The sequence below is a fragment of the Pseudomonas sp. P1.8 genome (genome assembly GCF_001269805.1).
Lineage (GTDB): Bacteria > Pseudomonadota > Gammaproteobacteria > Pseudomonadales > Pseudomonadaceae > Aquipseudomonas.
Genome location: NZ_LHVM01000010.1, coordinates 267,720 through 291,468, shown reverse-complemented (window position 1 = coordinate 291,468; position 23,749 = coordinate 267,720). Strand labels below are relative to the sequence as shown.

The 23,749-nt window shown below is 60.6% G+C and carries 24 protein-coding genes and 1 pseudogene; 10 read left to right on the top strand and 15 right to left on the bottom strand.

Annotation, left to right across the window (positions count from 1 at the left end; all coding sequences use genetic code 11):
• Window positions 1-45: 45 nt before the first annotated feature.
• Window positions 46-315, bottom strand: coding sequence for a hypothetical protein (locus tag AD668_RS09855; protein ID WP_053157691.1), 270 nt, complete (start codon window positions 313-315; stop codon window positions 46-48).
• Between the two features lie 157 nt (window positions 316-472).
• On the opposite strand from AD668_RS09855, the gene AD668_RS09850 reads away from it, so the two are divergent.
• Window positions 473-2,008: an FAD-dependent monooxygenase gene (locus tag AD668_RS09850; protein ID WP_053157688.1), complete on the top strand. Its 1,536-nt coding sequence runs from the start codon at window positions 473-475 to the stop codon at window positions 2,006-2,008.
• A gap of 115 nt (window positions 2,009-2,123) precedes the next feature.
• Here the strand turns inward: AD668_RS09850 and AD668_RS09845 are convergent, their stop codons facing one another.
• Window positions 2,124-2,834 (bottom strand): glutathione binding-like protein, encoded by a 711-nt coding sequence (locus AD668_RS09845; protein ID WP_053157685.1) that lies wholly within the window; start codon window positions 2,832-2,834, stop codon window positions 2,124-2,126.
• 369 nt (window positions 2,835-3,203) lie between these two features.
• Between AD668_RS09845 and AD668_RS09840 the strand changes: the two genes are divergently transcribed.
• Window positions 3,204-3,875 (top strand): histidine phosphatase family protein, encoded by a 672-nt coding sequence (locus tag AD668_RS09840; RefSeq protein ID WP_371259783.1) that lies wholly within the window; start codon window positions 3,204-3,206, stop codon window positions 3,873-3,875.
• Window positions 3,876-3,939: 64 nt separating this feature from the next.
• Here the strand turns inward: AD668_RS09840 and mnmH are convergent, their stop codons facing one another.
• The 4 genes from mnmH to AD668_RS09820 all read right to left on the bottom strand — a co-directional run bounded on the left by mnmH (window position 3,940) and on the right by AD668_RS09820 (window position 8,086).
• Window positions 3,940-5,043: a tRNA 2-selenouridine(34) synthase MnmH gene (mnmH, locus tag AD668_RS09835; protein ID WP_053157679.1), complete on the bottom strand. Its 1,104-nt coding sequence runs from the start codon at window positions 5,041-5,043 to the stop codon at window positions 3,940-3,942.
• A complete protein-coding gene (gene selD / locus AD668_RS09830) occupies window positions 5,043-6,077 on the bottom strand; it encodes a selenide, water dikinase SelD (protein ID WP_053157676.1) in 1,035 nt (344 codons plus the stop codon). Before selD ends, mnmH begins: the two co-directional genes overlap by 1 nt.
• A gap of 170 nt (window positions 6,078-6,247) precedes the next feature.
• Window positions 6,248-7,204 carry a zinc-binding alcohol dehydrogenase family protein gene (locus tag AD668_RS09825; RefSeq protein WP_053157673.1) on the bottom strand — a complete coding sequence of 319 codons (957 nt, stop codon included), beginning with the start codon at window positions 7,202-7,204 and terminating at the stop codon, window positions 6,248-6,250.
• Between the two features lie 102 nt (window positions 7,205-7,306).
• A complete protein-coding gene (locus AD668_RS09820) occupies window positions 7,307-8,086 on the bottom strand; it encodes a helix-turn-helix domain-containing protein (RefSeq protein WP_053157670.1) in 780 nt (259 codons plus the stop codon).
• 146 nt (window positions 8,087-8,232) lie between these two features.
• On the opposite strand from AD668_RS09820, the gene AD668_RS09815 reads away from it, so the two are divergent.
• The gene (locus AD668_RS09815; protein WP_053157668.1) at window positions 8,233-8,460 is read left to right on the top strand and encodes a DUF6555 family protein; all 228 of its coding nucleotides are present in this window, start codon (window positions 8,233-8,235) and stop codon (window positions 8,458-8,460) included.
• Window positions 8,461-8,516: 56 nt separating this feature from the next.
• Here AD668_RS09815 and AD668_RS28685 read toward each other — a convergent pair whose 3' ends face one another.
• The 3 genes from AD668_RS28685 to AD668_RS09805 form a co-directional block, all read right to left on the bottom strand.
• Window positions 8,517-8,675 carry a metallothionein gene (locus AD668_RS28685; RefSeq protein ID WP_082344443.1) on the bottom strand — a complete coding sequence of 53 codons (159 nt, stop codon included), beginning with the start codon at window positions 8,673-8,675 and terminating at the stop codon, window positions 8,517-8,519.
• Between the two features lie 80 nt (window positions 8,676-8,755).
• On the bottom strand, window positions 8,756-9,211 hold the full coding sequence (locus AD668_RS09810; protein WP_172681813.1) for a DMT family transporter: 456 nt from the start codon (window positions 9,209-9,211) through the stop codon (window positions 8,756-8,758).
• Window positions 9,211-9,705: a DMT family transporter gene (locus AD668_RS09805; protein ID WP_053157665.1), complete on the bottom strand. Its 495-nt coding sequence runs from the start codon at window positions 9,703-9,705 to the stop codon at window positions 9,211-9,213. Before AD668_RS09805 ends, AD668_RS09810 begins: the two co-directional genes overlap by 1 nt.
• Window positions 9,706-9,817: 112 nt before the next feature.
• Between AD668_RS09805 and AD668_RS09800 the strand changes: the two genes are divergently transcribed.
• Window positions 9,818-10,750, top strand: coding sequence for a LysR family transcriptional regulator (locus AD668_RS09800; protein WP_053157662.1), 933 nt, complete (start codon window positions 9,818-9,820; stop codon window positions 10,748-10,750).
• A gap of 118 nt (window positions 10,751-10,868) precedes the next feature.
• On the opposite strand, the gene AD668_RS09795 is transcribed toward AD668_RS09800, so the two are convergent.
• Window positions 10,869-12,185, bottom strand: coding sequence for a Na+/H+ antiporter family protein (locus AD668_RS09795; RefSeq protein WP_172681816.1), 1,317 nt, complete (start codon window positions 12,183-12,185; stop codon window positions 10,869-10,871).
• A gap of 324 nt (window positions 12,186-12,509) precedes the next feature.
• On the opposite strand from AD668_RS09795, the pseudogene AD668_RS30315 reads away from it, so the two are divergent.
• The 3 genes and pseudogenes from AD668_RS30315 to AD668_RS09785 form a co-directional block, all read left to right on the top strand.
• Window positions 12,510-13,799, top strand: a pseudogene (locus AD668_RS30315) (HAMP domain-containing protein); the annotation flags it as partial.
• Window positions 13,800-13,901: 102 nt separating this feature from the next.
• A complete protein-coding gene (locus AD668_RS30310) occupies window positions 13,902-14,657 on the top strand; it encodes a methyl-accepting chemotaxis protein (protein WP_371259782.1) in 756 nt (251 codons plus the stop codon).
• A 311-nt stretch (window positions 14,658-14,968) separates the two neighbouring features.
• A complete protein-coding gene (locus AD668_RS09785) occupies window positions 14,969-16,645 on the top strand; it encodes an MFS transporter (RefSeq protein ID WP_053157653.1) in 1,677 nt (558 codons plus the stop codon).
• 127 nt (window positions 16,646-16,772) lie between these two features.
• Here the strand turns inward: AD668_RS09785 and AD668_RS09780 are convergent, their stop codons facing one another.
• From AD668_RS09780 to AD668_RS09765, 4 genes are read right to left on the bottom strand one after another with little or no spacing between them, the layout of a single operon-like run.
• On the bottom strand, window positions 16,773-18,089 hold the full coding sequence (locus AD668_RS09780) for a sensor histidine kinase (protein WP_053157650.1): 1,317 nt from the start codon (window positions 18,087-18,089) through the stop codon (window positions 16,773-16,775).
• Window positions 18,086-18,754, bottom strand: coding sequence for a response regulator transcription factor (locus AD668_RS09775; protein ID WP_053157647.1), 669 nt, complete (start codon window positions 18,752-18,754; stop codon window positions 18,086-18,088). Before AD668_RS09775 ends, AD668_RS09780 begins: the two co-directional genes overlap by 4 nt.
• 3 nt (window positions 18,755-18,757) lie before the next feature.
• On the bottom strand, window positions 18,758-19,078 hold the full coding sequence (locus tag AD668_RS09770) for a PepSY domain-containing protein (protein WP_053157644.1): 321 nt from the start codon (window positions 19,076-19,078) through the stop codon (window positions 18,758-18,760).
• Window positions 19,078-19,386, bottom strand: coding sequence for a PepSY domain-containing protein (locus AD668_RS09765; protein ID WP_053157641.1), 309 nt, complete (start codon window positions 19,384-19,386; stop codon window positions 19,078-19,080). The genes AD668_RS09770 and AD668_RS09765 overlap by 1 nt, the downstream gene beginning before the upstream one ends.
• Before the next feature lie 211 nt (window positions 19,387-19,597).
• Between AD668_RS09765 and AD668_RS09760 the strand changes: the two genes are divergently transcribed.
• From AD668_RS09760 to codA, 3 genes are all read left to right on the top strand, one after another.
• Window positions 19,598-20,677 carry a hypothetical protein gene (locus AD668_RS09760; protein ID WP_053157638.1) on the top strand — a complete coding sequence of 360 codons (1,080 nt, stop codon included), beginning with the start codon at window positions 19,598-19,600 and terminating at the stop codon, window positions 20,675-20,677.
• Between the two features lie 74 nt (window positions 20,678-20,751).
• Window positions 20,752-21,108 carry a 6-carboxytetrahydropterin synthase QueD gene (queD, locus tag AD668_RS09755; protein ID WP_008056290.1) on the top strand — a complete coding sequence of 119 codons (357 nt, stop codon included), beginning with the start codon at window positions 20,752-20,754 and terminating at the stop codon, window positions 21,106-21,108.
• A gap of 202 nt (window positions 21,109-21,310) precedes the next feature.
• Entirely contained in the window at window positions 21,311-22,555 is a 1,245-nt protein-coding gene (gene codA / locus AD668_RS09750) for a cytosine deaminase (protein ID WP_053157635.1), read from the top strand.
• 125 nt (window positions 22,556-22,680) lie between these two features.
• Here the strand turns inward: codA and AD668_RS09745 are convergent, their stop codons facing one another.
• Entirely contained in the window at window positions 22,681-23,667 is a 987-nt protein-coding gene (locus AD668_RS09745) for a DeoR family transcriptional regulator (protein ID WP_053157632.1), read from the bottom strand.
• Between the last annotated feature and the right edge of the window lie 82 nt (window positions 23,668-23,749).

Below are 23,749 nucleotides of genomic sequence, written 5' to 3'. Positions count from 1 at the left end.
GAAAGCCCGCGTCATCGTTGACGACCATCGCGAGCAGGCTCGCTCCTACAGAGTTGTGAGCAGTACACAAAATCTGCCAACCGCAAAAATCCCTGTAGGAGCGAGCATGCTCGCGATGGACTCAAACCCGCCGCGTGCATCCTGAAAGCCCGTGTCATCGTTGACGACCATCGCGAGCAGCCTCGCTCCTACAGTGTTGTGGGTTGTCCACAACATCAGCGACGCAACAAAAATCCCTGTAGGAGCGAGCATGCTCGCGATGGACTCAAACCCGCCGCGTGCATCCTGAAAGCCCGTGTCATCGTTGACGACCATCGCGAGCAGGCTCGCTCCTACAGTGTTGTGGGCAGTACACAAAATCTGCCAACCGCAAAAATCCCTGGCTCCTACAATGTTTTTCCGTTGGGCGCACAAGCCGGCTGTCCTGTTCCAGTGGGCCATACTTGTCCCACGAACGAGGAGAACAGGCCCCATGCAACGTAGCGACGTGTTGATTACCGGTGCCGGCCCGACCGGGTTGGTGCTGGCGTTGTGGTTGAGCAAACTTGGCGTGCGGGTGCGGATCATCGACAAGTCTTCGGCGCCCGGCACCACGTCCCGGGCGTTGGCGGTGCAGGCACGAACGCTGGAGCTGTACCGCCAGCTCGACTTGGCCGACACCATTGTGCAAAACGGCCATCGTGTCGCGGCGGCCAATTTCTGGGTCAAAGGCGAACCCGTGGCGCGCTTGCCGCTGAGCCGCGTTGGCGAAGGTTTGACGCCTTATGCATTTCTCGAAATTTTCCCGCAGGACGAGCACGAGCGGTTGTTGATCGACCGCCTCGAAACCTTCGCTATCACGGTTGAACGCAACACCGAGCTGCTGGGTTTCGAGGAAACCGCCGACGGCATCACGGCCATTTTGCGCCTGCCGGACGGTCAGCATGAAACCTGCCAGGCCTGCTATCTGGCCGGTTGCGACGGTGCCCGCTCGATCGTGCGCAAGAACCTGGACACCGGTTTTCCCGGCGGCACCTATCAGCAGATTTTCTACGTCGCCGATGTGCAGGCCAGCGGCCCGACGTTCAACGGCGAACTGCACGTGGACCTGGATGAAGCCGACTTTCTCGCAGTGTTTCCATTGGCAGGTTCGGGCCGCGCACGCCTGATCGGCACTGTGCGCGACGAACGCACCGAACAGGCCGAGACATTGCGCTTCGAAGACGTCAGCAGCCGGGCCATCGAACACATGAACGTCAATATCGAGCAACTGAACTGGTTCTCGACCTACCGCGTGCATCATCGGGTAGCGGATCACTTTCGCACCGGTCGCGCCTTCTTGCTGGGCGATGCCGCCCACGTACACAGTCCGGCGGGCGGTCAGGGCATGAACACCGGGATCGGCGACGCCATCAACCTGGCGTGGAAACTCGCCGCCGTGCTGAGCGGTGAAGCCGAACTCAAATTACTCGACACCTACGAACCCGAACGCATCGCGTTTGCCCGCAAACTGGTGGCCACCACCGACCGGGTGTTCACCTTCGTTACCGCCGAAGGGCGCATGGCCGACTTGCTGCGCACACGTCTCGCGCCCTTCCTGATTCCGAAAATGGCCTCGTTCGAAACCTCCCGCGAATTCCTGTTTCGCACGGTGTCGCAAATCACCTTGAACTATCGCGGCATGCCCTTGAGCACCGGCGTCGCCGGGCACGTGCATGGCGGTGACCGCTTGCCATGGGCTCACGACGATGAGGGGGATAATTTTGAATCGCTGAAGTGCCCGACCTGGCAAGTGCATGTCTACGGAGACACCAGCGAGGAGATGATTGCGTGGTGCCAAGAGCATCATCTACCCCTGCATGTCTTCAGCTGGCGCCCGGCGTTTGAATCCGCGGGCCTTGGGCGTAACGGCTTTTACCTGTTGCGGCCGGACACGTATGTGGCGATTGCCCAAACGTGTTCAGACCCGAAGGTGATCGAGCGGTATTTCCGTGATCACGGGATTCGGCCGTTCTTCGGCCTACCCTGAGAACACCACATCCCCCGTAGGAGCAAGCCTGCTCGCGATGGCGTAGTGTCAGGCAACAGCAAAGTGACTGACCCATCGTATTCGCGAGCAAGCTCGCTCCTACAGGGAAAGGTGTTTAACTGGAAACGGGGCTTGGAATCTGCAAACCACGTACCACCGCCGGCCGCGCCAGGAAGCGCTCCAGCACCCGCGTGACGTTCGTGAAGTTCTGGATGCCCACCAGATCGCCAGCCTCATAGAAACCAATCAGGTTGCGCACCCACGGAAAGATCGCGATGTCGGCGATGGTATAGCGCTCACCCATGATCCAGTCGCGACCTTCAAGCCGGCAATTGAGCACGCCGAGCAGGCGTTTGCTTTCTTCGACGTAGCGGTCGCGAGGGCGCTTGTCTTCATAGTCTTTACCGGCGAACTTGTTGAAGAAGCCGAGCTGGCCGAACATAGGACCGATGCCGCCCATCTGGAACATCAACCATTGAATGGTTTCGTAGCGTGCGGCCGATTCCTGGGCCAGCAGCTGCCCGCTCTTGTCGGCCAGGTAGATCAGGATCGCCCCGGACTCGAAAAGCGCCAAAGGCTGGTCATCGGGGCCATGAGGATCGAGGATGGCCGGGATCTTGTTGTTGGGGTTCAGTGACAGGAACTCGGGGGACATCTGGTCATTGGTGTCGAAACCGACGCGATGCGACTCATAGGGCAGGCCGATCTCTTCGAGCATGATCGAGACCTTGACGCCGTTGGGGGTCGGCAAGGAGTACAGCTGAATCCACTCCGGGTACTGGGCCGGCCATTTTCGAGTGATGGGGAACACGGACAAATCGGTCATGGGAAGGATCCACGAGAAAATTGAGAACTCCGATCATAATGGAGAGAGCGCGGGTTGCGACGCCTGTTGCCATCAATATCGCTGATGGTGGAGATCATCAGAGTTCACACGCTTTTCACACCGACAACGGTAGGGTGTCCACAATTCCGCAACATCCTGTCGATAACCTAGACTGCAATCTGTTGATGGTTACCGGTAAATTGCTGCGCTCTCGACCGGTATCGAACCAAATGAGTGTCAGAGGACTCTGAGCACCACTCCTTTGGAAACGGACCGGTTCAACGACATGGAAAACACCCGACGCAGGAAACGCGTGGTGTAAAGGTTTGTCAGCCTTAACCGAATTGCGCTGAAGAACCCTTTTCGATGATGAACCCGCTGAAATTCGCCAAACGTCTCAAACATCGCGCCTATATTGTGCTTCCCACCTTGTTGGCGGTCAGTGCGGTGTTTCTGTCGCTGGAATCCAGCCATACCCGCGCCCAACCGATGGATGGCACGCAGACGCTGGTGTTCCTGCGTCATGGCGAGAAGCCCGCCGGCGGTCTCGGCCAGCTTAATTGCCAAGGCCTGAACCGCGCCATCGACCTGGCCACCCTGCTCCCGGAAAAATTCGGCAAGGCCGACTACGTGTTCGCCGCGAACCCGACACGCAACGTCGAGGAAGGAGAGCTGGACAACTCCTATAGCTATATCCGCCCGCTGATGACCATCAGCCCCAGCGCCATCAAGCTTGGCCTGCCGGTGAACATCAAATTCTCGGCCAATGACACCAGTGACCTGGCCGATGAACTGCTGCACGACAAGTATCACAACTCGGTCATTTACACCGCTTGGTCCCACGGTTACCTGCCGGAGCTGATCAACAAGGTTGCAGGTGACGCCGTGGGCAAAAAGATGAAGATCACCGAGGACTGGGAATCCAGCGACTATGACTCGCTGTATGTGCTCACCCTGACCTGGCACAACGGCAAGGCCAGCCTGGAGAGCCGTACCTATCAGCAAGGGCTGAACAATGGGCAGGAGACTTGCCCTACCTGAGTTTTTGCATTGCTTGAGTGGGCCTCATCTCGAGCGAGCCCGCGACGAGGTCGGTAGAACACCATCACCCCCGTTGGCTGCCCCGCTCCCGCAAATACTCCAGCACCGCCGTGCGCTCCCCGGCGAACTCGATCCGCGCACCCTTCTTCTCCCGTTGAAAGGCATACATCGGGTCGTAGTACTCACTCAGCAACCCTTCGATCCAGCCCCGGTGCAAATCCACCGCACCGCTGCGCCCCTGCTCGGCCAACGCCTCTTCCATCAAGATCAACATCCGTCGATGACGCTCACCGCCGAGGCGCTTCTGCACGTTGTTCAGGCTCTCCAGCAAGCGCTCAGAGAACAGCGCAAAGCCTTGATCGCCATGCACACTTATGAATTCGGCGCACAAGTCCACCACGTAATCGCGCAAGATCCGCTCGACCCGCCCTTCAAGGCTGTCTTCCAGCCAGACCATCGGAAATTGCTGCATGCCCTGATACAGCGGCAACGGCAACGCACAACTGCCGACGGCGCGGCTCTCGTCTTCGAGCACGAACTGCTCGATGCCCTGGGCACGCTTTTTCAGCACGTCCACGGCGAGGCGGTTCTCAAAATCGATGTTGGAAGGCTGTCCGGTGGCGCGCTTGCCGAAACTGGAGCCGCGGTGATTGGCGTGGCCTTCAAGGTCCAACCCGTTGCACAGTTGCGTCAGAACCTCGGTCTTGCCGGTGCCGGTCATGCCGCCCAGCAGGACGAAATCGCACTGGGCAACGGCTTGATCCAGCGTGTCGAGCAGGAACGTACGCATGGCCTTGTAGCCGCCACCAATGCGCGGATAATCGATACCCGCCTCGTCCCTGAGCCATTGCTGGACAATCTGCGAGCGCAGCCCGCCGCGAAAACAGTACAAATAGCCATCCGGATGCACCCGGGCAAATTCGGTCCAGGCCTGGAGGCGTTCGGCCTTGATTTCGCCGGACACCAATTGATGCCCCAGCGCAATGGCCGCCTGTTGACCGTGTTGCTTGTAGCAGGTGCCGATGCGTTGCCGCTCGTGATCGTTCATCAGCGGCAGGTTGACCACGCCGGGAAACGACCCCTTGGAAAACTCGACCGGCGCACGGGCGTCCATCATCGGCCGGTCGTTGAGAAAGATGTCGCGGTAATCGGTGTAGTCGGCAAACATCAAAACACCTCGACCGCGTTACTCTGTCGCTCGACCAGTTCGCCGATGGGCTCCAGGTTCAGGCCCTGTTCGGCAGCCACCGCGAGGAACTGCTCGTTGCCCTCGGGGGTTACGGCAATCAGCAAGCCACCGCTGGTCTGCGGATCGCAGAGCACGCGCTTGTGCAGCTCCTGAAGACGGCCGAGCTTGCTGGCATAACTGTCGTAATTACGCAGCGTCCCGCCTGGCACACAGCCTTGTTCGAGGTAGTACTCGACCCCCGGCAGGCGTGGCACGCGGTCATATTCGATACGTGCGGTGAGCTGGCTGCCGTCCGCCATTTCCACCAAATGGCCAAGCAGGCCGAACCCGGTGACATCGGTCATGGCGGTCACTCCGTCGAGTTTGCCGAAGCGGCTGCCGGGCTTGTTCAGGGTGCACATCCAGTCACGGGCCAGGCCGATGTCGGCATTGCGCAACTTGCCCTTCTTCTCGGCGGTGGTGAGGATGCCGATGCCCAGGGGTTTGGTGAGATAGAGCAGGCAACCGGCAGTGGCCGTGTCGTTGCGCTTCATGTGGCGCTTTTCCACCAGGCCGGTCACGGCGAGGCCAAAGATCGGCTCCGGTGCGTCGATCGAGTGTCCACCCGCCAACGGGATGCCCGCTGCGTCGCACACCGAACGCCCGCCGCGAATCACTTCCCGGGCAATTTCCGGTGCCAGCACGTTCACCGGCCAGCCCAGAATCGCAATCGCCATCAACGGATCACCGCCCATGGCGTAGATGTCGCTGATAGCGTTGGTGGCGGCAATACGGCCGAAATCGAAGGGATCGTCGACGATCGGCATGAAAAAGTCGGTGGTCGAGACCACGCCGCGCTCTTCATCGATGGAGTAGACCGCGGCGTCATCACGCGAGGCGTTGCCGACCCAGAGTTTCGGGTCCAGGTTCTGCGCCCCGCTGCCGGCCAGAATCACTTCCAGCACCTGTGGGGAAATCTTGCAACCGCATCCAGCGCCGTGGCTGTATTGCGTCAGGCGAATCGGCTCGCTCATCAGGGGTGCCTCATTGGGTCAATGAGGCCGATTCTAGCAGAGCGAGGCACGCCAAGGCGTTGCTCGCCCGCGCCATCTTGTGGGAGCGATCCTGCTCGCGAATGCGGTACCAGCATCGATGTGCCTGATACACCGCTTTCGCGAGCAGGCTCGCTCCCACAGGGTTCAAATCAGGGCAGCAGAATCACCTTGTCCCCGCGTCCCTGATTCACCTCGGCATAACGTTCCAGCCCTTCTGCCAATGGCGACTCCAGCAATCCTTGCGGCAACGGCAACAAGCCCTCATCGAAGAACTGGCCGAACTGATCAAGCATCGCCGCGCAAGCCTGCACGCCATACAACAATGTGTTGGTCCCGACTACCGAACCGCCCTTGCGATACAACCCCAGTGCCGGCAGTTGCACGTACCCGTCCACCGGCGCGGCGATGATCGCGATGCGGCCGAAGGTTGCCAGGGCCGCGACCGATGCGGGCAGCCAGAAACCGGTGGTGTCGAAAATCACCTCGGCGCCACCGGCATACACGGCGTTGACCTGCGCGCCAAGGTCTTCAGGCTTGTCCAGCTGGATCGTCTGGTAGCCCTGATCCTGCAAGTCTTTGACCTGCTCCGGTCGCCGCGCCGCTGCCAACACCGTGGCTCCCCGTACTTTAGCCAGCGCCAGTGCGGCACTGCCGACTGCCCCGCCGCCAATCACCAACAACTTCGTCCCGGTCGTTACCAGGCTGCGTTCCAGCGCATCCCATGCCGTGGTGTAAGGCACGCCAAGGCTGGCGGCCTGGGCGAAACTCAGCTGCGCAGGCTTGAGTGCGACGCCATTGGCCGGCAGTTTGACGAACTGCGCATGGGAGCCGTCGGCAAAAAAGCCCAGCTCCCGGCCCGTGCCCCAAACTTCCTGACCCAGTAACGCCTGCGGGCCTGCCACGACTACACCGGCAAAGTCACGCCCGGGAATGCGTGGCAACGTGGTGTAGGGAAAACGCCCCAGCACATTCTTTACATCGCTGGGATTGAGGCCCGCCGCCTTGATCTCGACCAATACTTCATCGGCGCCAGGAACGGGCGTGGCTACTTCAACGTAGCGCAAGGCCGAGAGGTCGCCGGTTTTGTCGAACTGCAATGCTTTCATGGCTATTTCCATCAAACAGGGATGCGCCGAGTCTAGAGACTGGCGCTGGCGTGCATCGGCCAAGTACTTCTGGATGTCGGCCAAAGCAGCCTGCCGGCACCTTCAGCCCTGGCGTTGCGCCGAGGAAAACTGCGAAGGCGCGACCCCCAGTTCGCGGCGGAACATGTCGCTGAAGCTGCTTGGCGAGTAGCCCAGCTCCCGGGCAATCACACTGACCGGCACGCCCTGAATCAGCTCGGCCACCGCTGTCACCAATTGCACCTGTCGCCGCCACTCGGCGAAGCCCATGCCCAGGCCGTCCTTGAACAATCGCGCCAGGGTGCGCACGCTGGCCCCGGCATTTTGCGCGTGTTGCTCAAAGGGTATGTCCAGCGACGGTGCGGCCATGACGGCCTGGCAAAGATTCATCAGCCGTCGGTCGGAATCGTCCGGCAGCGGGATGTTCAGCTGTGAGCGCTTCGCCCGCTTGAGCTCCAGCAGCGCCAGGCCAACCAACGCCTCGTAATACTCCGGTGAACCGTCATCGCCCTGCTCTACCAGCCCGACGATCAGCTCGCGCAGCAAGCCGCCGACCTCGATGACCTGAACACTGTCATCGAGCGTCGCCGCCAGTGTCGGGCGCAGGTAGATATTGCGCATCTGCAGGTCCGACACCACGCGAATGCCGTGGGCAATACCGGGTGGCAACCAGACGGCTCGCTGGGGCGGGACCACAAACGCTTCCTGCGGCGTCTCGACCCACATCACGCCGCTCATGGCATACAGTAACTGTCCCCAGACATGTTCATGGGGCTCGATGAACAACCCTCGCGGATAGGTGCGCGCCAGCGGTTGCACGGGCACGTCGGTGTCACTCAGGTCGGGTGGCGTGGCAAGGGCCATGGTCAATAATCATTGGGGCTGAAGGAGTCTGCATGGTAACGATGCACCCCGCTTGCCGCCAGCGACCGACACCGCCTGAAAATCCGAATGAATTTTCCGAGTGGCAAACGATCCTTCTATGTACAACAGGGAGGAACAGGGGCTTTATGAACAGCGCAAAACTTTTCGTCATTGAATACACCCTTCATGGCACGCCCAAGTCGTTCATTATCCGACTGGATAAAATGGACAACGCGGACGCCTGGCATTGGGCGAGCTGTGATGCGGGTGTGGGGCGCATCCCTCGCTTTGGCCGTGAAAAGGTGCAAAAGACCAGCAAGCCAATGGCGGAGAAATTCGGCGTGGAGAACGTCAAGTGGCGTCCGGCTAACTAGTGCCCGGCAGTCGTCGAAAAGTGGAACCTGAACAGGCTCCACTTTCATTCAGGCGGTCAGTGAGCACACTTGCATCCTTGATGGACACATTCCTCACCGTGCTCATGATGTTTGGCACAAGCTTCACAGCAATAGTGCTTGCCATGTCGCACGATCGGATGCTCACCGAGCTTGCAGTTGCATTTCGGACAGTCACAGGTGCGGTCATCGGTCATGGAGTCGACTCCTCTGGGTGGTGGTCGTCGGGGTCTCGACAATGCGACCCGTAGTACCAGTGTAGAAGTCAGGCGCCAACTCACACTTGGCGCACACTGCTGCGATACATGAACACCAAGGCCAGGCCAAGGCACACCATTGCAAGCATCCGACTGCCGGACAATTCAATCGGCGGGTTGCCCAGCCAACCAAAGTTGTCAATCAGCATACCCATTCCCAACTGCCCGACGATCACCGCGACGGTCGCCACCGCTGTACCCACTCGCGGTACCGCCCCGACCATTACCATCATGTAAACCACGCCGAACAGCGCCCCGCCGAGTTGCCATTTCGGCACATCCAACAGGCTCACCGCATGGGCCGGTTCGACAAACAGGATCAGCAACCCGGTGCTCACGGCGCCCACCACAAAGGTCAGCAAACTGCTTCGCAATACACCGACCGTTTCACCCAGTCGCCCATTGATCGCCGCCTGCACACTCAACACCGCACCGGCCGCAACCACCACAGCCAACAAAATAATCAGGTTCATCATCAACCCCGAGCAATCAGGACAAGAGCCGCGACAATCAGCAGCAAGGCTAGCCAACGTTCAGCGTTGACCTTTTTCCGGGGGGCGCCGAACCAGCCGAAGTGGTCGATCAACACACTTTTGCCGACTTGCCCGGACAGGATCGCAATCATGGTCATCGCGATGCCGATATGGGGCGTGGCCAAGGTCAGCACCACCACGTACATCGGCCCGAGGAATCCGCCAATCAATTGCCAGCGCGGCAATTCACTGAAGGCTGGACCGCGCTGCGGACCGCTGAACAGCAACAGTAAAAACAGAATCGCCGAGCCAACACCAAAAATGCTCAACGTGGCCCATAGATGCCCAACCTGAACCCCAAGAGGCCCGAGCAACCCGGCCTCTACCGACAACCCCATGCCGGCGAGGATCACCAGTGGCAACAGCAATAAGCGCAGACCGGGTTTGACGGCCGTTGCGGGCAACGTGTCGACCTCAATGGATGAAGAAGACTGCATGGGAAATTCCTGAGGAAGTGAACAATGGCGCGCATTATCGATTGGCATAGCTGTGCGATAAATGGGAGCATCCTGACAACACTTTTGCGTAACTCGCACAGCAGGAATGTTTATGCACGGCTTCAATGAACTGGGATTCAAGGCACTTCGGCTGTTCGTCGCGGTGCTCGATCAGGGCAGTTTTTCCGAAGTGGCGCGCCGCGAGGGCCTGGCGCCCTCTTCGATCTCTCGACAAATCCAGTTGATGGAACAGGCCCTGAACCAGCAATTGCTCTACCGCCACACCCGCGCCGTGACCCCCACCGAAGCGGGGCGCGTGCTCGGTCAACATGCACGACTGGTGCTGGTGCAATTAGAGGAAGCCGAACAGGCGCTGCAAGAGCAGCAAAGCGAACCCAGCGGACTGGTGCGCATTAATGCGCCGGTGGTTTTCGGCCAACGGCACCTGACACCGTGGCTGGGCCAGTTGTGTGAGCGCTACCCGAAACTGCAGCTGGATATCCAACAGACCGACCATTACGTTGACCCACTGCAAGAAGGCGCCGACCTGTTGTTTCGCATCGGTCCGCTGCACGACTCGAGCATGCAGGCGCGGATTCTGGCCCCCCATCGTTTTCAGGTGGCGGCAAGCCCCGCGTACCTTGAACGTCACGGCACGCCACAACACCCCAGCGACCTCCTCGCTCACCATTGCCTGGCCTACAAAGGCGCGACCGGGCAGCAACGCTGGTTTTTCCGCCAGGCTCAGGAATGGACGGCGTATTCGGTAAAAGGCCCGATCACCGGCAACCACGCCGACACACTGACCCAAGCCGCCGAACAAGGCCTGGGGCTGGTGATGTTTCCGTCATGGCTGATTGGCGAGGCGGTACGAGACGGCACGTTGGTACCGGTGCTGGAGGACTATCAGGTATCCAACAGTCTTGAACCGCAACAGATCGCCGTGCTCTGGCCGGGCAGCCGACGCTTGTCGGTGAAGGTCAGGACGGTGATCGATTTTTTTGTGGCGTGTTTTGGAGACATTCCGTATTGGGACAGACCCTGACGGCTATGCACATACCTGTAGGAGCGAGCTTGCTCGCGATTGCGGTCTGTCAGCGAATTAGCTGCTGACGGTTTCACCGCCATCGCGAGCAAGCTCGCTCCTGCAAGGTGGAACCGGGTTACAGGACCATCGCGGCCACCCAGCCGAACGCCAGCAATGGCAGGTTGTAGTGCAGGAATGTCGGGACCACGGTGTCCCAGATGTGGTGGTGCTGACCGTCGATGTTCAGGCCGGAGGTCGGGCCGAGGGTCGAATCCGAAGCGGGCGAACCGGCATCGCCCAGCGCGCCGGCGGTGCCGACAATGCACACGATCGCCAACGGACTGAAGCCCAGTTGCACGCACAGTGGCACGAAGATCGCTGCCAGAATCGGCACGGTGGAGAACGACGAGCCGATGCCCATGGTCACCAGCAAACCCACCAGCAACATCAACAAGGCACCCATGCCTTTGCTGTGATCAATGTACGAAGCCGACGACTCGACCAGCGTCTGAACGTCACCTGTGGCTTTCATCACTTCGGCAAACCCCGAGGCGGCGATCATGATGAAACCGATCATCGCCATCATCTTCATGCCTTCGGTGAACAGATCGTCGGTGTCGCGCCACCTCACGATGCCCGAGACCGAGAAAATCAGGAACCCGGCCAGCGCGCCGATGATCATCGAGTCCAGCAGCAGCTGAATGATGAACGCCGCGGCGATAGCCACGCCGGCGACAATCAGGCTCAGCGGGTTGTACTGCACCGCCACCTGTTCGACCTGCTCGATTTTCGCCAGGTCATAAACGCGTTTTTTGCGGTAGCTGATGAAAGCGATCAACAGGCCCGCCACCATGCCCAGTGCCGGGATGCCCATGGCGTGAGTCACGTTGATCCCGCTGATGTCGACACCGCTGCGGGCGACGTTGGCCAGCAGGATTTCATTGAGAAAGATGTTGCCGAAGCCAACCGGCAGGAACATGTAAGGCGTAATCAGACCGAAGGTCATGACGCAGGCGATCAGGCGACGGTCCAGTTGCAGCTTGGTCAGCACGTATAACAGCGGCGGCACCAGCAACGGGATAAAGGCGATATGTATCGGCAAGATGTTCTGCGAGGCGATGGCCACCACCCAGAGCAAACCGATCAACAGCCACTTGACCTGGCCGCCGCCCGTTGCGTGCTGGCGGTCAACCATCGCCAGGGCTTTGTCGGCCAGTGCATGGGCCAGCCCGGACTTGGCAATGGCCACCGCAAACGCACCAAGCAAGGCGTAGGACAACGCAACTGTCGCGCCACCGCCCAGCCCACCGTTGAATGCCTTGAGGGTCGCCTCGATACCCAGGCCACCGGTCAGGCCGCCCACCAGCGCGCCGACGATCAGCGCGATCACCACATGCACGCGGGACAGGCTGAGGACCAGCATGACGCCAACCGCGGCAATTACTGCATTAATCATCGTTACCTCTGGGCAAGCGAAAAGAGTCCGGCCGGCAGTCTGCGTGAGCCGCCAGCGGATTGAATAATGGGTTTTATTAGAGGGCGCGCACTTTGCCGCAGAGTGCACGCGGTGTCAAAGCCAACCCAATCCTCGTAGGAGCTGCCGCAGGCTGCGATCTGTTGATCTTTAGCGGTATCCAGAGAATTGACATCAAAAGATCGCAGCCTGCGGCAGCTCCTACGGGGGGAGATGGGATATTCGAGGGACGGCATAAAGAAAGCCGGATGACGGCCGTTACAGTGCAAAGTCTCAGATATTTATCGAATAAAGGACGCCTCCATGTCGCTCAGACAACTTTCCATTCAATGGAAAATCACCCTGCTGACCGGGCTCTGCCTGGCCGGTGTCGTGACCCTGCTGGTGGGTCTTTCGCTGTATCGCATGGAGCACAGCTCTGCGCTGGTGAAAGCCTCGAGCATGGAGATGCTGACCGACGCGGCCCAGGCGCGGATCGAGTCCCAGGGCGAAAACCAGGCGCTGGGCATTCGCCAACAATTCATGGACGCCTATCAGTACGGCCATGGCTTTTCACGGCAGGTGTTGTTTTTGCGTGATCAAGCCGAAAAACGCTTCCTCGATGCCTTCGACCTGCGTGAAGACCTGACCCGCCAGGTCAAGTCGGCCCTGCAAGCCAATCCGGAACTGCTCGGCCTGTCGCTGGTGTTCGAACCCAATGGGCTGGACGGCAAGGACGAACTGTTCAGCGGCCAGGCCGAACTGGGCAGCAATGACAAGGGCCGTTTTGCCCTGTATTGGTCACAGCCAACGCCAGGAAAAGTGACGTCGATGGCGCTGCCGGAATCGGACATGGCCGACACCCGCACCGGCCCCAGCGGCGAAGCGGCCAACGCCTGGTTCACCTGCCCACGCACAACGCTCAAGCCGTGCGTGATCGAACCTTACTTCTATGAGATCGACGGCCAGAACGTGCTGATGACCAGCATCGTCTTCCCGTTGTTGGTCAACGGCAAAGTCATTGCCTCGCTGTCGGTGGACATCAACCTCAACAGCCTGCAAACCCTCAGTCAGAGCGCGAGTAAAAAACTTTACGACGGCCAGACCAACGTCAGCATCATCAGTCCCGCCGGTTTACTGGCCGGTTACAGCCCCGACGCCGGCAAGCTCAGCCAGCGCCTGGATACCGTCGACAGGACCAGCGGTGCCGAGCTGCTGCGCCTGCTCACCGCCAGCAGCACAACCACCAGCCTGCACAGCAATCACCAACTGAAAGTACTGGCGCCGTTCCAGCCGATTCCGGGCGGAAAATCCTGGGGCGTGCTGCTCGACGTACCGGAGAAGGTCCTGGTCGGTCCCGCGCAAGTGCTGAAAAAGCAACTGGATGAAAGCAACACCGCCGGCACCCTGATGGAACTTGGCCTGGGCGTGCTCGCGGCGCTGATCGGATTGTTGATGGTGTGGTTAATGGCTCGCAGCGTCACCAAGCCGATCCTCGGCGTCGCGCACATGCTCGAAGACATCGCCAGCGGCGAAGGAGACCTGACTCGCCGCCTGGCCTATGACAAGCAGGATGAACTGGGCCAGTTGGCCGGCTGGTTCAACCGTTTCCTCGACAAACTGCAACCGATCATTGCCGACGTCAAACGCTCGGTTCAGGACGCACGTGACACCGCTGACCAGTCCTCCGCCATTGCCACCCAGACCAGCGCCGGCATGGAGCAGCAGTACCGTCAGGTCGATCAGGTCGCGACCGCGTCCCACGAAATGAGTGCCACCGCCCAGGATGTCGCCCGCAGCGCCGCGCAAGCCGCCCACGCCGCCCGCGACGCCGATCAGGCGACGCGCCAGGGCCTGACCGTGATCGACCGCACCACCGCCAGCATCGACAACCTCGCCGCCGACATGAGCGCGGCGATGGTCCAGGTCGAAGGCCTGGCAGCCAACAGCGAAAAAATCGGCTCAGTGCTGGAAGTGATCCGCGCCATCGCCGAACAAACCAACCTGCTGGCACTCAACGCCGCGATCGAAGCGGCCCGGGCCGGAGAAGCCGGCCGCGGATTCGCCGTTGTGGCCGACGAAGTGCGCAATCTGGCGCGACGAACCCAGGAGTCCGTGGAAGAAACCCGCGTGGTGATCGAGCAACTGCAAAGCGGCACTCAGGAGGTGGTGGGTTCGATGAACAACAGCCATCGCCAGGCCCAGGGCAGCGTCGAGCAAGTCGGCCAGGCCGTGACGGCGCTGCGCCAGATCGGTGACGCAGTCACGGTGATCAACGACATGAATATGCAGATCGCCAGCGCCGCCGAAGAACAAAGCGCGGTGGCCGAGGAAATCAACAACAACGTGGCGACCATTCGCGACGTGACCGAGTCTTTGTCCGGCCAGGCCAACGAATCGGCGCGGGTCAGCCAGTCGCTCAACAGTCTGGCCAATCAGCAGCAGAGTTTGATGGATCAGTTCCGCGTTTAAGCACCCGCAAAAACATCCCCTGTAGGAGCGAGCCTGCTCGCGAAAAACCCGAGGGCGCCGCGGGGAGTCAGATTCCCCGCGGTATTGTTGACGATTTCCACAAGCAAGCTCGCTCCTTCAGGTTTTTGTCCGCACTCAATGATGGCGAGTGGATATCTACCAGAACCTGATTAAGCTTCTAGGAACCTTGCAACGTTCCGAGGCGTCACTTGTCTGCAAGACTGGTAATCCGATGACATCAGCCCCAGGGCCAGGGTGCGGCAACAATTGAGAGGTGCTCCGGCCTAAAACAAGAACCACGGAGAACACTCATGGCGGCAATCGACAATACAACCACGGGCAGCACGCCCAACCGAGGGATGACCAAGGAGGAGCGCAAGGTCATCTTCGCCTCGTCCTTGGGCACCGTGTTCGAGTGGTACGACTTTTACCTGTACGGCTCACTCGCCGCGATCATCGCCAAGCACTTCTTCGCCGGCGTCAACGAGACCACGTCCTTCATCTTCGCCCTGCTCGCCTTCGCCGCAGGCTTTGCCGTCCGGCCTTTCGGGGCGATTGTGTTTGGGCGCCTGGGTGACATGATCGGCCGCAAACACACCTTCCTCATCACCATTGTGATCATGGGCGTATCGACGGCGGTGGTGGGCTTGCTGCCCGGCTACGCGACCATCGGCGTGGCGGCCCCGGTCATTCTGATCACCCTGCGCTTGCTGCAAGGTCTGGCGCTGGGCGGTGAGTACGGCGGCGCGGCGACTTATGTGGCCGAACATGCGCCCAAAGGCAAACGGGGGTTTTTCACTTCATGGATTCAGACCACCGCGACCCTGGGCCTGTTTCTGTCGCTGCTGGTGATCCTCACCTGCCGCACCGTTCTGGGCACAGAAGCGTTTGAAGCCTGGGGCTGGCGCATCCCTTTCCTGCTGTCGATCCTGTTGCTGATCGTCTCGGTGTACATCCGCTTGCAGCTCAACGAGTCGCCGGTGTTCCTGAAAATGAAGGCCGAAGGCAAGTCGTCCAAGGCACCGTTGACCGAATCCTTCGCCCGCTGGGATAACCTGAAGATCGTCATCATGGCCCTGCTCGGCGGCACCGCCGGCCAGGCCGTTGTCTGGTACACCGGGCAGTTCTATGCGCTGTTCTTCCTGTTGCAGACGCTGAAGATCGACCCGCAGACCGCGAACCTGCTGATTGCCGGCTCGCTGCTGATCGGCACGCCGTTCTTTGTGATATTCGGCAGCCTCTCCGACCGCATCGGTCGCAAGGGCATCATCATGGCCGGGTGCATCATCGCGGCCCTGACCTACTTCCCGATCTTCCATGCGCTGACTCAGTACGGTAATCCCGATGTATTCATCGCGCAGGAGAAGAACCCGGTCACGGTGGTCGCCAACCCCGATCAGTGCTCCTTCCAGTTCGACCCGGTGGGCAAGGCCAAATTCACCAGTTCCTGCGACTTGGCCAAGACCATACTGGCCAAACGGGCCATCCCCTACAAGAACGTGAGCGCCGAGCCGGGCACCGTGGCGCAGGTGCGCATTGGCGAGAAAGTGATCCAGAGTTTCGAGGGCACCGGCATGCCGGCCGCCGACTTCAAGACCCAAAACGACGCCTTTACCGCGACCCTCGCCACAGCGCTCAAGGAAGCGGGTTATCCCGAGAAGGCCGATCCGGCGAAAACCAACTATCCGATGGTGCTGCTGCTCCTGACCATCCTGGTGATCTACGTGACCATGGTCTACGGGCCGATTGCTGCCTGGCTGGTGGAACTGTTCCCGGCGCGCATCCGCTACACCTCGATGTCACTGCCTTATCACATCGGCAACGGCTGGTTCGGTGGCTTTCTGCCGACGGTGGCGTTTGCCATGGTGGCGGCCACGGGGGATATCTACTACGGCCTGTGGTATCCGATCGTCATCGCGGTGATGACGGCCGTGCTGGGGATTTTCTTCATGCCTGAAACCAAGGATCGGGAGATTCATCACACCTGAACCTGGCACAACACAGTTCACTGTAGGAGCGAGCTTGCTCGCGATAGCGTCGGCACATTCGACATTGATGTGACGGTCAGACCGCCATCGCGAGCAAGCTCGCTCCTACAGGTTTTGCGGTGCGGCTTCAGCCGCGTTTTGGCAACTCGATAGCCACTTTCAACCCACCCCACTCGCTCTCCACCAGCGATAACCGGCCGCCCCAGGTATCGACGATGTCGCGCACGATACCCAACCCCAACCCATGCCCATCGGTTTGCTCATCCAGCCGCGCACCGCGACTGAAGACTTGATCTCGACGGTCTTCGGGGATGCCCGGCCCGTCGTCTTCAACGCTGAGTTCAAACCCATCAGTCGTCTCGACAACGCTCAAACGCACTTCGGCATCCGCCCATTTGCAGGCGTTATCCAGCAGGTTGCCCAGCAGCTCCAGCAAGTCTTCGCGATCCCACGGCAACTGCAATCCGGCCGGCGCCCGGTAGCTCAGCGCCAGGTGTTCGCCATGGATCATGTTCAAGGTCGCGAGCAACCCCGGCAGTTCGGCGTCGCAATCAAACAGCGCGCCCGGCAGCGCATCGCCGGACAGCCGCGCCCGGTTGAGCTCGCGATTGAGCCGTTGCTGGACTTGCTCCAGTTGCGCCTGGAGGACTTTGCGCAGTTGTGGGTGAGCGTCGAGTTGCTCGCTGGAGGCCAGGCTCAACAACACCGCCAGCGGTGTCTTCAGGGCGTGACCGAGATTGCCCAAGGCATTGCGCGAGCGCTTGAGACTGTCCTCGGTGTGCGCCAGCAAATGGTTGATCTGCGCCACCAGCGGTTCCAGCTCCACCGGCACTTGATCATCGAGTTGCGAACGCTGGCCCTGTTGCAACTGGGCAATCTGCTCGCGGGCCTTTTCCAGCGGTCGCAAAGCGCGGCGCACGGTGAACCGTTGCAGCAGCAGAATCAGCACCAGCCCTGCCAGTCCGAGGGCCAGACCGAGTTGCTGCATGCGCCGGAAACTCTCGCGCACTGGCGTGTAATCCTGGGCGACGCTGATCGAAATCGACTGGCCAAGGCGCCGGTAGTCAGTGCGCAACACCAGCAACTGCTGCCCTTCCGGCCCCAGTTGCAGATTGCTGTGCAAGCCCGGCTGATCGAGTTTTGGCAACTCCTGATCCCACAATGAGCGGGAACGCCAATGGTTGTCGGCGAAATCGATGCGGAAGTAATGCCCGGAAAATGGCCGCTGGTAGGCCGGGGACAAGTGCCGCTCATCCAGCTGCAAGCCTTGCGGCCCACGCACCAGCGCCACCAGCAGGCTTTCGCTGTCGTTGCGCAGCCCGGCTTCGAGGTAGCGCTGCAACCCCATTTCGAACAGCCATGAACTCGATTGCGCCAGCACCAGGCCGACGATCACCATCACGCTGATCAGACCCAGACTCAAGCGCCGCTGGATTGATCTCACTGAGCCAGCCCACCGAACAGATAACCCTGGCCACGACGGGTTTCGATCACGCTTTTGCCAAGTTTGCGCCGCAGATGGTTAACGTGAACTTCCAGCACATTGGAGTCGCGCTCGGTTTCGCCATCATAAAGATGCTCGGCGAGATGGCTTTTGGAGAGGATCTGCTCCGGGTGCAGCATGAAATAACGCAGCAGGCGGAATTCCGCGGCTGTCAGTTGAATGTCGGCGCCGTCGCGGACAACGCACTGGCGACCTTCGTCCAGATGCAACCCGGCGGCCTTGAGGGTCGGCTGGTTGGCCTGGCCGTGGGAGCGGCGCAACAGGGCCTGAATGCGTAAGTGCAGCTCTTCGGGATGGAAGGGTTTGGTCAGGTAATCGTCGGCGCCAGCCTTGAGACCTTCGATACGTTCCGCCCAGGAGCCGCGTGCGGTAAGGACCAGCACCGGCGTCGCCAGTCCGTCCGCCCGCCATTGCGCCAGCACGTCCAGCCCCGGCACCCCCGGCAAACCGAGGTCGAGGATGATCAGGTCGTAGGGTTCGGTGCTGCCCTGATGCAGCGCATCGCGCCCGTCGGCCAGCCAGTCCACGGCGTAGCCCTGACGGTTGAGGCCGGCCAACAGTTCATCGGCCAGGGGGACATGGTCTTCCACCAGAAGCAAACGCATCGGTCAATCTTCCTTGTCTTTGATCAGTTGGCCGGTGGTGGCGTTGATGTCCAGTTCACGGACCACGCCTTCGGTGGTCAGTAACTCGACTTCATAAATGTAGACGTCGTGTTTCTCTTCAAGCTCGGCTTCCAGCAGTTTCGCGCCGGGGTAGCGGTCCAGTGCCTGTTGCAGCAATTGTTCCAGCGGCAGGATCACGCCTTGCTGACGCAGGCGCAAAGCTTCGTCCTGATCCAGGTCGCGGGCCATCACCACCGAGCAAAACGCCAGAAGCACCAGGGCGATTCGAGCGCCGGCACATCGCTTGGAAAAAAACACCTTCATTACGAATCCTGATGATCCTTGAGTACCAGCCCGCTGACCGCGTCTAATTCCACATCCCAGTGAATGCCCTGCGGATCGCGCAGCTCCACCTGATAGATGTACTTGCCGTACTCTTCTTCCAGTTCGGTTTCAGTCACGGTCGAGCCTGGGTGTTTGGCCAGTGCGGTGGCGTTGAGCTTCTCGAAAGACACAATGGTACCAGCGTCGCGCAATCTCAGGGCTTCATCGGGGCCGAGGTCGCGAGCATGGGCGACACTGACGGTCAGGCCGATGACGGACGCGGTGAACAGGGCAGTCAGGGTTTTCATGGGTATCTCCATATTCTTTTCGGTGTTGCGTACGCGAGCCACGTTAACTGGGTGAACTTAATTGAAACTGAATGGCCATCATTGGCCACCCCGCAAAACCTGTAGGAGCTGCCGCAGGCTGCGATCTTTTTCTCGAATTCACTTGAGTCGTCAGGCGAAACCTCCAAAGATCGCAGCCTTCGGCTGCTCCTGCACAGACACAGAGACCGGTATGACCGCCATCCACATCAAGTTTCCCTCCCTGACGCTCAAGGCCGGTCCTCGTGCCTTGGCGCGCATCCGTGAAAACGGCCTGAACGCTGCCGACGTCGGCACCCTGCCCGGCGCGGCGGGCGGGCCGAAGGCACTGGGGATTCAAGGTCTGGACCTGGCGCTGTTCGGTGAATGGCTGCCGTCGGCGCCACGGGAGCGTTCACTGATCGGTGCCTCGGTGGGTTCCTGGCGCTTCGCCAGCGCCTGCCTGCCGGACGCCGCCGAAGGCATCCGCCGTCTCGGGAAGTTGTATACCGAGCAGAACTTCGCCAAAGGCGTGACCATGGCGCAGATCAGCTTGAGTTCGCAGCGCATGCTCGATGACCTGCTTGAGGGCCGCGATGCTGCGATCCTGGACAACAACGATTACCGGCTGAACATCATGGTGGTCAAAAGCCACGGTTTGCTCGCGGACGATCATCGCGGCCGACTGGGCCTGGGCCTTTCATCCGTGATCGCCGACAACCTGCGCGGTCGCGCCCGCCTGGCCCGACACTTCGAACGCCTGATCCTCCATGACCCGCGACGGGCACCACCGGTTGAGGCCTTGAACGACTTTCCCTCGCGCTTCATCGCCCTCAACACCGGCAACCTGCGCCAGGCCCTGCTGGCCTCAGGCTCGATTCCGATGGTGATGGAAGGCGTGCGCGACCTGCCAGGTGCCGGCGCGGGCACGTTTCGCGACGGCGGTCTGCTGGACTATCACCTCGACCTGCCCTACAGCGGCAAAGACATCGTGCTCTATCCGCACTTCACCGACCGGGTCGTACCCGGCTGGTTCGATAAGACCCTGCCGTGGCGCCGCGCCTGCCCCAAGCGCTTGCAGAATGTGCTGTTGCTGGCGCCTTCGAAGGAATACCTGGCGCGCCTGCCCTACGGCAAACTGCCGGACCGTAATGACTTCAAGCGTTTCATGGGCGATGCCCCGAGCCGGCAGAAATACTGGCGCGTGACGATGGATGAAAGCCGTCGCCTGGGTGACGAGTTCCTCGAACTGGCCGCCAACGGTCGACTTGGCGAGCGCTTGCTGACCCTTTAGTCAGGACAAGCTGTTAAACTCGCCACCTGCCCGAATCGCTGCGGCGACGCCACCTCAACAGAGCTGAAAACACTGTGGAAATCTTCAAGGAATTTACGTTCGAATCCGCCCACCGCCTGCCCCACGTACCGGACGGCCACAAGTGCGGGCGCCTGCACGGTCACTCGTTCAAAGTGGCGATTCACCTGAGCGGCGATCTCGATCCTCACACTGGCTGGATTCGTGACTTCTCGGAGATCAAGGCGATCTTCAAGCCGCTGTACGAGCGCCTCGACCACAACTACCTGAACGACATCCCCGGCCTGGAAAACCCGACCAGCGAAGTGCTGGCCAAATTCATCTGGGCAGAACTCAAGCCGTTGTTGCCCGAACTCAGCGCGATCCGCATCCACGAGACGTGCACCAGCGGTTGCATCTATCGCGGCGAATAACCCGGCAAACAAACGCAATATCCCTGTGGGAGCGAGCCTGCTCGCGATAGCGTCGGCACATTGAACATCAATGTGACAGACAAACGCTTATCGCGAACAGGCTCGCTCCCACAGTCGTTCTACAGTGATCAATGTCACTGGCGGGGAACGCCGTAGTCGGGATAACGTATCGACTACACGATCTTCCAAAAGGACTCATCTCATGCACATCATCAACGCCCGTCTGCGCAACCAGGAAGGCCTGCATGAGTTGTACCTGGAGAACGGCCTGATCAGCAGCATCGCCCGCCAGACGGAGGCCCCGACCCTGGGGCCCGAAGATCTGGATGCCGGCGGCAACCTGGTGGTGCCGCCGTTTGTCGAGCCGCACATTCACCTCGACGCGACCCTGACCGCCGGCGAACCGCGCTGGAACATGAGTGGTACGTTGTTCGAAGGCATCGAGTGCTGGGGTGAGCGCAAGGTGACGATCACCGAGGAAGACACCAAGACCCGCGCCCGTAAAACCATCCAGAGCCTCGCCGCCCATGGCATCCAGCACGTGCGCACTCACGTCGACGTCACCGACCCACAACTGACGGCGCTCAAAGCCATGCTCGAGGTGCGCGAGGAAAACCGGCACCTGGTCGACATGCAAATCGTCGCGTTTCCCCAGGAAGGCATCGAGTCGTACCGCAATGGCCGTGAACTGATGGAAGAAGCGATCCGCATGGGTGCAGACGTGGTCGGCGGCATCCCGCACTTCGAGTACACCCGGGATCAGGGCGTGAGCTCGGTGAAGTTCCTCATGGACCTGGCCGAGCGCAGCGGTTGCCTGGTGGATGTGCATTGCGACGAAACCGACGACCCGCATTCACGTTTTCTTGAAGTGCTGGCCGAAGAGGCTCGCAGCCGCGATATGGGTTCGCGGGTCACCGCCAGTCACACCACGGCCATGGGCTCTTATGACAACGCCTACTGCGCCAAGCTGTTTCGCCTGCTCGGGCATTCGGGAATCAGCTTTGTCTCCTGCCCCACCGAAAGCATCCACCTGCAAGGCCGCTTCGACAACTTCCCGAAGCGCCGGGGCGTGACGCGAGTCAACGAGCTGCTGGAAGCGGGGATGAACGTGTGCTTCGGCCAGGACTCGATCGTCGACCCGTGGTACCCGCTGGGCAACGGCAACATTCTGCGGGTGCTCGAAGCGGGCTTACACATCTGTCACATGCTCGGTTACCGCAATTTGCAAAGCGCGCTGGACCTGGTGACCGACAACAGTGCCAAGGCCATGGCCCTGGGCGAGCGTTACGGACTGGAGCGCGGGCGTCCGGCGAACCTGCTGATTCTGTCCGCCGACAGCGACTATGAAGTTATTCGCAGCCAGGGTTTGCCCCTGTATTCAGTGCGCGATGGCAAGGTGTTGATGAAACGGACGATGCCGGTGGTGGAGTTCAGTGGTTTGAGCTGAGCTATGCATTGACTGGGCTGGCCCCATCGTCGGATCGCCGCCCGGAGCATGCTCACTCCTACAGGTTTTGTGACTGACACACATCCACTGTAGGAGCGAGCCTGCTCGCGATAGCAAACTCCAGGTCAATCACTCATTCGGGCCGTACCAAACAGGCTGACCCGACTCAACTCCCCCCGCTCCTCTTCCAGCAAAATCGGCGCCGTACCGCCCGGCATCGTCACCTTGATCTCACCCGCGCTGACCCAGCCCACCCGCCAGGCCGCACAGGCCACCGCGCTGGCGCTGGTCCCCGAAGATGCCGTCGGCCCCTCGCCCCGCTCGAATACCCGCGCGGCGATGTGCCCTTCGGACAAGCGCATTGCCCATTGCAGGTTGATTCCCGCCGGACACGGTTTGCCTGCACCGACCGGCATGGCGTAGGCAATCCGTGTCAGCCCCTCACCCAGTGCCGGCTCGCGCATCTGCTCGTTGCTCGGCAGATCATCGGCACTTTCCACCAGCGTCACGCAATGGGGATTGCCAACCCGCGCGAACTGACTGCACGACCAGGCACCGTTGAGCGCCGACAACTGTTCAACGTGGCTGAGTTCGCGACCGTTCAACAGCACTGTTTCAACCCCATGGGCACTGACCGCCGTCGGCCCGAAACCCGGTCGGCCCAGATCAAGCCAGAAACCGTTCACGCCGTCGACCTGGGCGGCTTTCACCGAGGTTTGCCCCGGTGACGGCGTATCGGCCTTGTCGTGATGAACCCTGAGTTCACAGCCTTCGTTCAACAACCCTTGATCGCTGAGGGCCTGGGAGAAAATCGTCAGCCCGTTGCCACTGCGTTCAGCGAAGGTCCCATCGGTGTTGACGATCAGCAGATCGAAGGGTGACGCGTTTTGAAACGGTCCGACCAGCAAACCATCGCTGCGATGTTCCTTGGCACCGGCCGGTTGCGTGCCGGGAGCCCAGCCACAGCAAGCCTCGATGGCGGCCAGCGCCCAGGTTTCACGCGACTGCGCTGCATCGCTGGCGTGGTCGGGCAAATCGATTCCCTGGCGGCGCAATTCATCAGGCGCCACCACGATGTAGATATTGCCCCGTGCATCGTATCTTTGCGCCATGACGCCCCCTACGTGTCATTGAATGGCCTCAACATATCGCGAAACAGACGGCGGCTGTGCAACGATGTCGCCCTGTATCACC